The 12664-nt window shown below is 41.1% G+C and carries 11 protein-coding genes and 1 riboswitch; of the genes, 7 read left to right on the plus strand and 4 right to left on the minus strand.

Annotated features, from left to right (window positions below):
* Nucleotides 1-3 precede the first annotated feature (3 nt).
* The 6 genes from MHB69_RS02380 (at nucleotide 4) to MHB69_RS02405 (ending at nucleotide 8870) form a co-directional block, all read left to right on the plus strand.
* Entirely contained in the window at nucleotides 4-2091 is a 2088-nt protein-coding gene (locus MHB69_RS02380; protein ID WP_342495967.1) for a cellulose biosynthesis cyclic di-GMP-binding regulatory protein BcsB, read from the plus strand.
* A 69-nt stretch (nucleotides 2092-2160) separates the two neighbouring features.
* A riboswitch (cyclic di-AMP (ydaO/yuaA leader) is annotated at nucleotides 2161-2305 on the plus strand.
* Between the two features lie 112 nt (nucleotides 2306-2417).
* Entirely contained in the window at nucleotides 2418-4244 is a 1827-nt protein-coding gene (locus tag MHB69_RS02385) for an APC family permease (RefSeq protein ID WP_342495968.1), read from the plus strand.
* A gap of 67 nt (nucleotides 4245-4311) precedes the next feature.
* Complete coding sequence (locus MHB69_RS02390; RefSeq protein WP_034283856.1) at nucleotides 4312-6033, plus strand: pyruvate oxidase; 1722 nt, start codon at nucleotides 4312-4314, stop codon at nucleotides 6031-6033.
* A gap of 192 nt (nucleotides 6034-6225) precedes the next feature.
* The gene (locus tag MHB69_RS02395) at nucleotides 6226-7818 is read left to right on the plus strand and encodes a T7SS effector LXG polymorphic toxin (protein ID WP_342496225.1); all 1593 of its coding nucleotides are present in this window, start codon (nucleotides 6226-6228) and stop codon (nucleotides 7816-7818) included.
* Nucleotides 7819-7822: 4 nt separating this feature from the next.
* On the plus strand, nucleotides 7823-8299 hold the full coding sequence (locus MHB69_RS02400; RefSeq protein WP_034284336.1) for a DUF2247 family protein: 477 nt from the start codon (nucleotides 7823-7825) through the stop codon (nucleotides 8297-8299).
* Nucleotides 8300-8645: 346 nt separating this feature from the next.
* Complete coding sequence (locus tag MHB69_RS02405) at nucleotides 8646-8870, plus strand: hypothetical protein (protein ID WP_034283982.1); 225 nt, start codon at nucleotides 8646-8648, stop codon at nucleotides 8868-8870.
* Nucleotides 8871-8910: 40 nt separating this feature from the next.
* On the opposite strand, the gene MHB69_RS02410 is transcribed toward MHB69_RS02405, so the two are convergent.
* The 4 genes from MHB69_RS02410 to MHB69_RS02425 all read right to left on the minus strand — a co-directional run bounded on the left by MHB69_RS02410 (nucleotide 8911) and on the right by MHB69_RS02425 (nucleotide 11673).
* Nucleotides 8911-9174, minus strand: coding sequence for a hypothetical protein (locus MHB69_RS02410; RefSeq protein WP_008346966.1), 264 nt, complete (start codon nucleotides 9172-9174; stop codon nucleotides 8911-8913).
* Nucleotides 9175-9272: 98 nt separating this feature from the next.
* Complete coding sequence (locus MHB69_RS02415) at nucleotides 9273-9842, minus strand: GNAT family protein (RefSeq protein ID WP_034283978.1); 570 nt, start codon at nucleotides 9840-9842, stop codon at nucleotides 9273-9275.
* 71 nt (nucleotides 9843-9913) lie between these two features.
* Nucleotides 9914-11191 (minus strand): Nramp family divalent metal transporter, encoded by a 1278-nt coding sequence (locus MHB69_RS02420; RefSeq protein ID WP_034283976.1) that lies wholly within the window; start codon nucleotides 11189-11191, stop codon nucleotides 9914-9916.
* Nucleotides 11192-11412: 221 nt separating this feature from the next.
* Nucleotides 11413-11673 (minus strand): GlsB/YeaQ/YmgE family stress response membrane protein, encoded by a 261-nt coding sequence (locus MHB69_RS02425; protein WP_024427360.1) that lies wholly within the window; start codon nucleotides 11671-11673, stop codon nucleotides 11413-11415.
* A gap of 155 nt (nucleotides 11674-11828) precedes the next feature.
* Between MHB69_RS02425 and MHB69_RS02430 the strand changes: the two genes are divergently transcribed.
* A complete protein-coding gene (locus tag MHB69_RS02430) occupies nucleotides 11829-12659 on the plus strand; it encodes an EcsC family protein (RefSeq protein WP_034283975.1) in 831 nt (276 codons plus the stop codon).
* Nucleotides 12660-12664 lie beyond the last annotated feature (5 nt).

Consider the following 12664-nt stretch of genomic DNA (forward strand, 5'->3'; position numbering starts at 1 on the left):
AAATTGAAATCGGTAAAATGGATGATTTTTATATTGATGATATCCCTTGCCATTCAGCCTTTTTTCATGGCGGGTCAAGCAATGGCGCAATCAAATCGAGTACAAGTGAAAGATGACTGGATTCGCTCATCTAAAGGAAGTCAAACGGAAACGCAAGCATTATCAGAAGATGTAGTAACCTTGTATGGACAAGAAGACCGCACTGAATTTTCCTATCAAATAGAGAGAGGAAAAGTTGAGTCTAGCACCCTTACATTAAATATAGAGGCTTCACCATTACTTATTTCGCCATCTTCGTTCACAGTCATGATTGATGGAGAGATTGAAAAGACCATTCCCGTATCAGGGAAAAATCAAAAGAAATCAATTCAAATCAAATTGAACAAAGCGCAATTGAAAAAAGGTTCTCATCAAATTCAGCTCACATTTTATGGCGTGTTAAAAGAAGGTGTGTGTATCAACCAAGAGACACCTGCCAATTGGCTGAAAGTATATCCTGAAAGTGAGCTGGATTTCAAAGGAACTCAAACGAAAGACGTGACGTTAGACAGCTTCCCTTCATTTTTCATTCAAACAGGTGATCAGAAAGAACAAACAGATATTGTGATACCAAATTCACCGGAAGCAGCTGAATTAGAAGCGGCTATGAAAGTATACCGGACGTTGAAAAACAAAGACCGCCAAGCAGACCTCAAACTCGTCCAAGAAAAGGACCTCAAGCAAATCGCTCATCCAACCATTGCTGTGGGAGCAAAAGGAAACTGGGATGGACGAGTGAAATCGATCGAGCAAGCTGCGAAAATGAAAACAGCAAGCGATCAGCTCACGTTAGCGGTGAGAACCTTGACAGGAAAGAAAAAAGAACAGCCCATTTTATTTGTCACTGCTAAGCAGCCAAAAACAATTGCTGAAAAAATCAATGTCCTGACTCAACCAGAACTGACAGGTCAGCTCACTGGGACAGATTTACTCCTTCAAAAGGTTACTGTTAAAACATCAAAACCATCTCATCAAATTCGTTTAAAAGATTTTGGTGGTGATGATGTCACAGTCGGAACCCAAAAGACGGCATCTGATCATTACTATTATCCAAAGGCATTGATCGCTCATCAAAAATCAGGAGCTAAACTAAATCTATCATTTAAAAAATCTGATACAGCGAACAAAGCGGAACGCTTAACAGTCATGATCAATAACGAACCGCACGACGTACCATTAACAAAACTAGGAAACAAAGATGAGAATGGGTTCTATCATGTGTCAATTCCAGTAGATTCACAAGTACTCCAAAAGAACGAATATATTGATTTGCAATTTGTTACTACAGGCTTTAAAAACATGGAAGCCTGCAGACATACGGATGAAGAAGGCTGGATTTACATTGATAAGAACAGCTCTCTTCAAATACCAGAAGGTACGACTAGTGATACACCGGATTTAGCCGCATGGCCGCTTCCTTTCACATCAAAAACGCAGCAAGGAAAAACATTGATCATCATGCCAGATCAAATCAAGCAAGAAACCATCAATCAAATGGCGATGCTGACAGAATCATTTAGTCAGCCGGAAGCTGCCCAATATCATTTGATCAAAGCTTCAAATGTGACAAATGATCAATTGGAAGATCACTCTCTCATTTTCATCGGGGGCATTCAAACGTTCTCTCTTTTAAAAGAAAAGGCAGACGATCTCATCGTTCCAGTAAAAAAGGATCAGTATGATGTATCCTCCTTTGGCATGATCAATGAAACGACTGCTCGTATTGTATGGACGCAGCCATCTGTATGGAATAAAGAACAAACAATGACCGTCTTTTCCGGAATGAATGCAGCTGACGCTGATCTTTCACATGAAGTGATTCATTTCCTGCAAACAAATACGGAAACGGCAACAGTTGCAATCGAGAGCAAAAACAAAGACATGTTCTCTAATCATCAAACGGTCAGCAGCACAACAAATGATCTCCCAAAAGATGAAAAGCAAGGCATCAATGATTCTTGGATTTACTTTGCATGTATCGCTGCACTGATTATTTTTGTGGTCGTGATGATTATTTATTTCGTGCGAAAAAACCGCAAAAAGACTGATTGATAAACGATCAAAAGACCTTGAAAAAATGTCTTTACTTTGGTGTTAAACGGGAGTATGATCTCTTTTATAAAAGACCAATCGCTGAATCATTTCGATGAGCGGGGGAACCATTGGTGGTGCAGGACACCACGTGGGGTGAATCCTTTTTAGGTAGGGCAAAGTCTCATGCGCCCGAATCCGTCAGCTAACCTCGTAAGCGTTAAAGAGAGCAAAGACCAACCTGTGATCTAAACAATAGACGCAGGGGCATTCTATTGCCTCTGTGTCTTTTTGGCGATCCATCTTTTGTAACTTAAATCGTTTGACACTAAAGGAGCGGGCATCACATGTACAGTTTGATGAAGCGTATTTTAATTGGGAAACCATTAAAATCACAGGCAGCAGGAGAACAAAAACTATCAAAAATCAAAGCGTTGGCATTATTGTCATCAGACGCATTGTCATCCGTTGCATACGGTACAGAACAAATCTTGATAGTTCTTTCAGTCGTTAGTGCAGCAGCATTTTGGTACTCACTCCCGATTGCAGGTTGTGTATTAATTCTTTTAATGGCGTTAATTCTATCTTACCGCCAGATTATTTATGCTTATCCAGAAGGCGGCGGAGCCTATGTCGTCTCTAGCAGAAACTTAGGTGAAAAACCAGGACTGGTCGCAGGCGGATCATTGCTTGTAGATTATATTTTGACTGTAGCAGTGAGCATATCAGCGGGTACCGATGCCGTCACATCGGCTTTTCCGGCACTATATCCATATCATGTGCTGATTTCAATTGTATTGGTCATTTTGATCATGGTGCTTAACCTTCGTGGATTGACAGAATCGGCATCTATTTTGGCTTATCCCGTGTACTTGTTTGTCATATCACTCCTTATATTAATTGGAGTCGGCGGTTTTAAATTATTAACAGGAGGCGTTCCTCCAGCGCCTGAGCATACAGCGATAGGCACGCATGTACCTGGCATTACATTGTTTCTTTTATTAAAAGCATTTTCATCTGGCTGTTCAGCACTGACTGGGGTAGAAGCCATTTCAAATACCATTCCATCCTTTAAAAAACCAGCTGCACAAAATGCAGCGAGAATATTATTGATGATGGGTGGATTACTAGCTGTTTTATTTGTGGGTGTGACATTGCTTGCGTTTGGTTTTGGCATCTCACCAAAGCCAGAAGAAACGGTTGTATCACAAATTGCATCAGATACATTTGGACGTACATTTTTCTATTATGTCATTCAAGCTGTCACAGCTTTAATCTTGATATTAGCGGCAAACACAGGCTTTTCCGCCTTTCCTTTATTGGCGGTCAACTTAGCAAAGGATAAATATATGCCGCGCATGTTTACTGTAAGAGGGGATCGACTCGGTTATTCTAATGGCATTATCTTTTTAGGTGTAGCTTCTATGCTGCTCATTTGGTTGTTTGATGGGAAAACGGAACACCTCATTCCGCTATATGCTGTCGGTGTATTTATTCCATTTACGTTGTCACAGACCGGTATGTGTGTGAAGTGGATTCGTGAAAAACCGCAGGGCTGGAAAACGAAAATGCCTATCAATATAGTCGGAGCACTGATTTCTTTCACCGTTCTCATGATTCTCATTTTGACCAAGTTCCATCTTGTATGGCCAGTATTTGTTTTCATGCCTATTGTGCTATTGATCTTTCATTCCATTAAAAAACATTATCTGTCTGTTGGAGAACAACTGCGTTTAATGAATGAAACAGAGCCTGTTGAGATTAAAGGAAATGTGGTCATCGTGCCAATTGCCGGTGTAACACGTGTCGTCGAGCAATCTGTTCAATATGCAAAATCCTTATCAGATCAAGTCATAGCAGTTCATGTATCATTTGATAAAGAAAAAGATAAGAAAATTGAAGCGGATTGGGAAAAACTGAACAGCGGTGTGCGGCTTGTGATATTGCATTCGTCTTATCGAAGTCTTATTCATCCGCTTGATAAATTTCTTGAAACGGTTGAGGCAAAAGCAAATGCGCATCAATATAAAGTGATGGTGCTCGTGCCTCAATTTATCCCGAAAAAAAGATGGCATACGATCTTGCATAACCAATCTGCCTTTTTATTAAGGTTCCGTCTATTATGGAAACGGGATATTGTGGTCGCCACCCTTCCATATCATTTTAAAAAGTAGCAGCAAGTTGAAACGTTTGATCAAAAGGGTGCGGTGGTATGGAGTAAGAAAAAAGGAGTTTTCTCACATGCCGCAAAGAACCGCAGGAAAAGAAGTAACAGCGCTACTGGAAGAGTGGGGCGTAAAACATATTTATGGAATGCCCGGCGACAGCATAAACGAATTGATTGAAGAGCTTAGGCATGAATCAAGCCAAATACAATTTATACAAACGAGACATGAAGAAGTGGCGGCACTCTCAGCGGCGGCTGATGCCAAACTAACAGGTAAGCTCGGTGTCTGCTTATCCATCGCTGGACCGGGTGCTGTCCACTTATTAAATGGACTATACGATGCAAAAGCAGATGGCGCACCCGTTTTAGCAATTGCAGGGCAGGTTGCGTCGAATGAAGTAGGAAGAGACACATTCCAAGAAATCAAATTAGAGCGGATGTTTGACGACGTCGCTGTCTTTAATCAGCAGGTACAAACAGCAGAAGCTCTGCCTGATTTATTGAATCAAGCCATTAAAGCAGCTTATACCCATAAAGGGGTGGCTGTTCTCACCGTATCAGATGACTTATTTTCTCAAAAAATTAAGCGTAAGCCAGTTTATACATCTCCTCTTTATGTTGAGGGAGAGGTACGGCCAAAGAAAGATCAACTGCTAAAGGCAGCACAGCTAATTAACAATGCGAAGAAGCCGGTCATCTTAGCAGGTAAAGGATTACGAAATGCAAAAGAAGAGCTTCTTTCATTTGCAGAAAAGGCTGCTGCACCTATCGTCATCACACTTCCTGCAAAAGGGGTTGTGCCAGACAGGCATCCATACTTTTTAGGAAACCTAGGTCAAATTGGAACGAAGCCAGCTTATGAAGCAATGGAAGAGTGTGACCTCTTAATTATGCTTGGAACTTCTTTTCCATATAGAGACTACTTACCAGAGGACACACCTGCCATTCAACTGGATATTAAACCAGATCAAATCGGTAAAAGATATCCAGTAGACGTAGGAATCGTGAGTGACAGCAAGAGTGGTTTGCAGGAACTGACCTCCTACATTGAATATAAAGAGCAGCGTGGTTTCCTTGAAGCTTGTACAGAGCATATGATGAAATGGCGGGAAGAAATGGATAAGGAAAAATCCGTTGCCACATCACCGCTTAAACCGCAGCAAGTCATTGCTAGACTAGAAGAAGCAGTTGAAGACGACGCCATTCTTTCTGTTGATGTAGGGAATGTGACCGTATGGATGGCACGCCATTTTGAAATGAAACAGCAGGATTTCATCATCTCCAGCTGGCTTGCCACAATGGGCTGTGGTTTGCCTGGAGCGATCTCTGCTAAGTTAAATGAACCGAATCGTCAAGCGGTTGCTGTCTGCGGCGATGGTGGCTTCACAATGGTCATGCAAGACTTTGTGACAGCGGTAAAATATAAACTGCCGATCGTTGTTGTGATCTTAAACAACAACAACCTTGGAATGATCGAATATGAACAACAGGTAAAAGGAAACATCAATTATGGTATAGAGCTGGAAGATATTGATTTTGCTAAGTTCGCAGAAGCATGCGGCGGCAAAGGAATCTCCGTGTCATCACATGAAGAACTAGCTCCAGCTTTTAGTGCAGCCCTTCAATCAGATAAACCCGTCATTATTGATGTTGCTGTCACCAATGAACCGCCGTTACCTGGGAAAATTACGTACACACAAGCAGCTGGTTTTAGTAAATACTTACTGAAAAAATTCTTCGAAAAAGGCGAGCTGGATATCCCTCCACTCAAGAAAAGTTTAAAACGCTTTTTCTAAACAAAATGTAGTCGGTCCTCTCAAAAGAGGACTGACTTTTTTTAATGAAAGGAAAAAACATTTCAATTATCACTTGTTTTATTTCCTCTAAAAATATATGGAAATTATTTTTGTAACTTAAAGCCTATTTTTCCAATTCGCTGAGAAAGGTAAAATAGACTTTATGATCAATAATGGGGGGAGTGACTTCTTCTGGGCAAGATACTTGATGCAAAAGCACTAACAAGTGCCATGGACACAAGGGCAAAACACTATCAAGAACTCCGCGAACAAATGTTAGATTTAAAAAAGGCATTACAAGGTGTTGCCAACCTCGGAGATGACTTCACTGGGAAAGGTGCCGATAATATTAAAAGTTTCTATAAAGAGCTCGCTGGAAATGTAGACATGTTTATCAGCTTCATTGATAAACAAAAAGCCTTTCATGAAGGTGTTTCTGGGACACTGGATGATACGAGCTTTGGCGGCGATACCTTTATAGAGGAACACTTTTTAGACAACGCAGTACATATGGGCATCAAAAACGCCAAAAGCATTGTAAAGGATCAAAAAAAGGCACTCAAAACGATTTTTCAAGACATTGATGACCTCATTTCCCTAGAGGTATTTGATAGCCAAACCTTTGATGAAAAAATAGAAGATGCGGAAGATGAACGAAAAAAGACGGTCAAAGAACTGAGAGAGCTTGATCAAAATTTAAAAGATGAATATGCTTTGTCAGAGACGGAACAGCAAGCTACAATGGCATTGTACGCTGAAATGATCAATGCGACAAATGACGGAAAAGCGATTTCGCCTATGAATTTTGACAAGAAAGCGTATCAAAATAGCGACATCTACAAGGCAAAGAGCGATATTGAGAAGCAAACTGCTGAATATCTGAAAATCAAAAAAGAACAAGAAGAAGCCCGCAAGATCGCAAAGGAACAAGAAGCACTCGCCAACCGCCCTTGGTATGAAAAAGCCCTCGATTACAGTGGAAATATTGTCAATGAACTGACAGGTGTGAACGATGCAAAACGTGCAGCAACAGGCGTTGATCCAATCACGGGCGAGGAACTCACCGCAGGCCAGCGAGTCGCGGCAGGCGGCATGGCAGCCGCAGGCTACATCCCAATCGTCGGCTGGGCAGGCCGTATTTTCAAAGGCGGAAAAGCTGTCTATAAAACGACCCAAGCCACATCAGCCGCAGTCAGGGCGGTCGATATTTACAAGACATCACAAAAATCCTTTGACGCCTTAAAAACATCGCAAAAAGGCTTATATGGTCTCACCGCCACCAACGGTTTCAGCGAAGCGATCACAGGCCGAGACATGTTTGGAAATAAGATCTCGAAAGAACAGCAGGAAGCGAGTATGAACGCGGCTCTGGGGATGCTTTTGCCGTTTGGGGCTAAAGGGTTTCATGGGAAGATGGGCATTAAGAGTACGAGAGAACTTAAGCATCCAGTTTTAGATAATCCACGAGTAGGTAGTGCATTAAAAGATGATTTTTATCATAGCTTTAATGATATAATTGACAACTACGCAGTTCATTCTAAGAGATTTGATTTACCAAATAGAAAAGGCCATATGGATTCGTTGTATCAAATAGAGGGCTCGGTGGTTAAGTACGAAACCAAATATGTAAAAGTAAAGAACAACGCCCCTGAAATGTTACAGTCGAAAGAAATAAGGAATGGCGTGTTTGAATGGGTGGTAGATCCAACAACGAATACAGTAACCCATAGAACTTTTATACCTGGTGGCAAAGTGACAGGAAAAATAAATCAATGGGGGAAATAGAAAATTGTATAAAACGGATATAATCACGAAAAATGGTTTTGATTGTAACTGGTCTACACTGTTTGTTGGTAGACAGTTTAATTTAATTTCGGCAATAGAAGTAACAAACTATGCTGTTAAATATCTAGAAAACAACCCTAATGTTAACAATGAATTAATCCTTGAATTAGCTTGGGAACAAGAAGAAGTTAAAGTAGATCATATACTTGAGAGCATAGTCTCTGACAAATCATCGGAAGACATGAAGAGAGAGTATCATAAGTGGCTATATAGCACTATGAAAGAGGTTTATACTAATTCAACTGATGAAAACATATTTGAAGAAATTGAAAATATTTTTTCAATCTTTCATACGCCCGAAAATATGTATGATTTTTTTAGAAAAGTTTCAGACGCATTTTATTACCCTCACGATTCACAAAATACAATTAAAGAACTTGTAGAAGAGTTTTTAGAAGATGAAAAGGAATTGATTTTATAACTAGAGAGTTTAATAGAACGATGGACTAATGGTCCATCGTTTTCTTTCATTCATTGCTGGTAAAGAGATTGGTATGATAAAAAATAAAGTAGATTTGTTAGAAAGCAATTGAGGAGAAAACAATGAGTGACCATAAAATAAGCATCCTGTCTGAGAAGTTTGAAAATGAAAATACTGGTGAACTCGTAGAAGGAATTACGATTATGATAGACGGTAAATTAAAAAGATGCTAAAAAATACAACAAACCTGAATGAAACAGTCACCTTGATTTTTACCTGCACAAGCCATTTCATTCCAGTCAGAAATTAATATGTTAAAATAAACTAATAAAAAGGAGCTAAAACCATGCTATGGATTTTCACACAAAACCAGCAAAGTTTCGTTCATGTCCACGAAGTCACTGTAGCCGGCAAAAAGATTGAAGGGATGATCGCAGGAAGCGATACTTGGGTGAAGACGCTCGGTAAGTATGACTCAAACGATCGTGCAGCAGAGGTCCTTCAAGACATTGTGAAAACGATTGAAGCCAATCAAGATGCCACTGTGACTTACAGAATGCCAAATCAATAAAAAAGAAACCACCTTTCCATTGCGAAAAGGTGGTTTTTGTTTATGATGGTGTTTTTGTAAAGGCTAAAAATAAAGGAATGCCTGTGCCGACAAGGGTTGTGGCAAATAGGAACATACCGCAAATGAATAGAAAATGGCTGGCTGAAAAGACAAGTGCCAGAATGAGAAAAACGATGCTGAGTCCTGCCATGCTATATGATGGGACAAAGCGGCGTTTGTAGGTGGCTTTCTTTGTTAAGAATGAGAAGAAAATGCCAAATAATAAAGGGACAATCCATAAGTAAAATAAAATAATAAGAGACATACTTCATACCTCGATTTTTCCTTCTATTTTATCAGATGCTGATCGCAACCGATACTACAAAGCTTCACTTTGTAAAATAATTCATGCAATCGACACAATTACGTGGGCTGATTCATAGAATGCGTTTTTTCTTTCATATATTCAGGTTGTAAAAGGGCGTATACACAATGATCCGTAAAGCGGTCGCCCAGCCATTCACATTGTCTCAAAATGCCTTCAAGCGAAAAGGATAAACGCTCTGCGATGCGTCTGCTCTTCAGGTTATCGACAGCAGCCCTGATTTCAATGCGGTGCAGTCCACAATCTTCAAATAAATAATGAATGACTGCTTTGCACGCTCTTGTCATGATGCCTTTTCCTTGATAGCCTTCTCCGAGCCAATAGCCAATTGAAACAGTCCTGTCGATCCAATGAATTTGGTGGGTGCCGATGATCCCGACAAGCTCTCCATGTGACCAGATGCCCGCTTGAAAACCGTTGTTCTGCAAGGCTTGCTGCATTGCGCCTTGAATGAACGCCATGCTGTCTTCCTCTGTTTTCGTTGAATCCACCCAAAGCATCCATTCACGTAAATGCTCTCTTGACCGCTGGATGAGCAAATATAGACTTCTTGCGTCTCTTGGCTCAAGCAGCCGCATAGCTATCTCTTGATCCTGATAAAAAAACATGTGCCCACATCCTCTCAGGGGAATTTTACCATAACCATATGAAAAGAAAAAGACAGCATCACTACTGTCTTTTACATAAACGTATCCACAATTAAAAAGAGATTGAGTGCGACAACAAGAGCTGCTATCACCCAAGATATTCCTGTTACCCAGCGGGCATTCGTTAATTCGCCCATAATTCGTTTTTTACTTGTAAATAAGATGAGCGGAATTAAAGCAAAGGCAATACCAAAGGATAAGACCACCTGGCTCATCACAAGTGCAGATGTCGGATTCACCCCAGATGCAATGATCACAATAGGGGGAATCATAGTAATCAGCCGGCGGACATACAGCGGAATCCGGTATTGAATAAAACCCTGCATAATGATATCGCCTGACAATGTACCGACAGAAGAGCTTGATAGTCCGGCTACAAGCAGTCCTACACCAAATAAGATAGCTGATACAGGACCTGCGAGTGTGCTAAAATGCTGGAACGCAACATCCAGATCTTCAACAAAGAGACCATTTTTATAAAATAAAGCGGCTGCCACAATCAACATACTGGCATTGATGGCTCCAGCGACTAGCATCGCAATAAGGATATCTAAAAACTCAAAGCGGAAAATCTGTTTTTTCTCCTTTTCCGTTCTGCCGACGACTCTCCTTTGGGTTAATGCTGAATGTAAATAGATCGCGTGCGGCATCACAGTGGCACCTAAAATTCCAGCTGCAAGCAGTACACTATCTGCGCCATCAAATTTTGGAATGAAAAGCCCGCCTGCGACACTTGCCATATCAGGCTTGGCGACAAAGGTTTGCACAGCAAAAGCGATCACGACAACGAACAGCATGCCGGTGATGCCGGCTTCTAATGCGCGATATCCCCGTCTTTGCAATTCTAAAATCGCAAATGATCCGATAGCTGCAATAATGGATGCTTCAAGCAGCGGGATCCGAAAAAGCAAGTATAAACCAAGTGCAGCCCCGATAAACTCGGCTAAATCTGTGGCAATAATGACGAGTTCGCCCTGAATCCATAAACCGATGGAGACGGGTTTTGGAAACTCTTCACGTGCGATTTCAGGTAAGTTTTTACCTGTCGCTATTCCAAGCTTTGCGGACAAGGATTGGATGAGCAAAGCCATGAGATTTGATATGAGAATGACCCATAAAAGGAGATATCCATATTTAGAGCCAGCCGCAATGTTGGTGGCAAAATTTCCTGGGTCAATATAAGCAATGGCAGCGATAAAAGCAGGGCCTAGAAAAGGAAGAAGCCTTCTAAATCCTTTGACCTTACCTTCAAGTGCACGCTCAGCTGCCGCTGACATGTGTGCCTGTGCCTCGATGTATTTGTTTGTCATATGTCATCACCTAGATTCTACAAAGTTTTGCTTGGGCACAAAAAGTTTCCTTGATGCAATTTTTAATCATCATATGCCCATATTCATGAAAAGTCAACTATCTGAACTAATAGGTTTGTTTATCATATGTAAGTGAAAAAAATAGATACCTTGTCAACGAGCAACATAAAAAACACCGCCTTTTAGACGGTGTCCCTACTGCTTCCTCTGTTATTTGTTTTTTAAGATACCCTTGATCCCACACTGCGGAAGATCAGGCTTAAAATAATGACAAAGATCGCTGCTCCTAAGATTGCTGGAATGATCGCAAAGCCTGCCAGACTAGGACCCCACGTTCCAAGTAATCCATGACCAATCCAAGCGCCTACAAACCCGGCAATCATTGAACCGATCCATCCTCCTGGTACACTGCCCCCAGCGAGTGCACTCCCAATGAGACCGATGACAATCGCCACAACTAATGAAATTAGAAATCCTAACATGTTGACCACTCCTCTTTTGTTTGTTTATTAAGCAATAACCGTTTTGAAAAAGATTAAAACCTTTCGGAACCGCTTCAATGTTCTATACGTATGATGGACAAGGATTGTGTATAATAACAGACAAATACTTCAGCGACATCTAAGGAGGCATATGCATGGAGGAAAGAGAGTGGCTAAAAGCACAATTAAAGGAGATTGAAAAATGGGAGAAAGACCAGCAAAAGGTATGGTTTTGGGAGAAACTCAGCCGCCTTCCATTTCAAATGCTGGACAAGCTGACGCCTGCTTTTATTCAGAAAAAAATCGGTGTGCTACTAGATGAAATGGGTCATTACATTCAGTCTGGCGGTGCCTATTTGACGTCGGAAAAAGGCATCATTCATCAATTTCAAAAGAAGTGTGAGGGCGAATCCATCCAGCGTATAGAGGATATTGGAAAGGCCCCAATCGAATTGATGGATGCCATTAGTGAACATATGGGGAAAAACAGAACGAATCTCGCGACGGTACAAGGGGCGACAACTGGTGTCGGCGGAATGTTTACGCTAGCTGCTGATATTCCTGCGGTACTGGGCCTCTCTCTGAAAACATTGCAGGATATTGCCGTCACCTATGGCTATGATCCTAAAAACAAAGAGGAGCGGGTCTTCATCATTAAATGCTTGCAGCTGAACTCTGCTGATGTCGTTGGAAAGAAATCGATTCTAAAAGAGCTGAAAAGCTATCATGCATCCGAAGGGAAGCATGAAAACATGATTTCTCAAATTCAAGGGTGGCGTGAGGTCGTCTATAATTACCGGGATTCGTTTGGCTGGAAGAAACTGTTTCAGCTTGTGCCCATTGCTGGGATTTTGTTTGGTGCCGTTTCGAACCGCTCACAATTAAAAGGAATTGCCGAAACAGGCATGATGCAATACCGAAAACGAAGAATTTTAACAAGATTAGAAGAGCTCACGCAGCAAGAACAGAGTGAGTCCGGCGCATAAAAAAA

The organism is Bacillus sp. FSL K6-0994 (assembly GCF_038630815.1).
In the GTDB taxonomy this organism is placed as follows: domain Bacteria; phylum Bacillota; class Bacilli; order Bacillales; family Bacillaceae; genus Bacillus; species Bacillus safensis.

What these genes read in the sequence shown, in the direction of transcription:
- MHB69_RS02415 (WP_034283978.1), bottom strand. Translation starts at nt 9,842, where the DNA reads ATGTTTTTTTATCAGGATCAAGAGATAGCTATGCGGCTGCTTGAGCCA.
- MHB69_RS02405 (WP_034283982.1), top strand. Translation starts at nt 8,646, where the DNA reads ATGCTATGGATTTTCACACAAAACCAGCAAAGTTTCGTTCATGTCCAC.
- MHB69_RS02390 (WP_034283856.1), top strand. Translation starts at nt 4,312, where the DNA reads ATGCCGCAAAGAACCGCAGGAAAAGAAGTAACAGCGCTACTGGAAGAG.
- MHB69_RS02385 (WP_342495968.1), top strand. Translation starts at nt 2,418, where the DNA reads ATGTACAGTTTGATGAAGCGTATTTTAATTGGGAAACCATTAAAATCA.
- MHB69_RS02425 (WP_024427360.1), bottom strand. Translation starts at nt 11,673, where the DNA reads ATGTTAGGATTTCTAATTTCATTAGTTGTGGCGATTGTCATCGGTCTC.
- MHB69_RS02410 (WP_008346966.1), bottom strand. Translation starts at nt 9,174, where the DNA reads ATGTCTCTTATTATTTTATTTTACTTATGGATTGTCCCTTTATTATTT.
- MHB69_RS02420 (WP_034283976.1), bottom strand. Translation starts at nt 11,191, where the DNA reads ATGACAAACAAATACATCGAGGCACAGGCACACATGTCAGCGGCAGCT.
- MHB69_RS02430 (WP_034283975.1), top strand. Translation starts at nt 11,829, where the DNA reads ATGGAGGAAAGAGAGTGGCTAAAAGCACAATTAAAGGAGATTGAAAAA.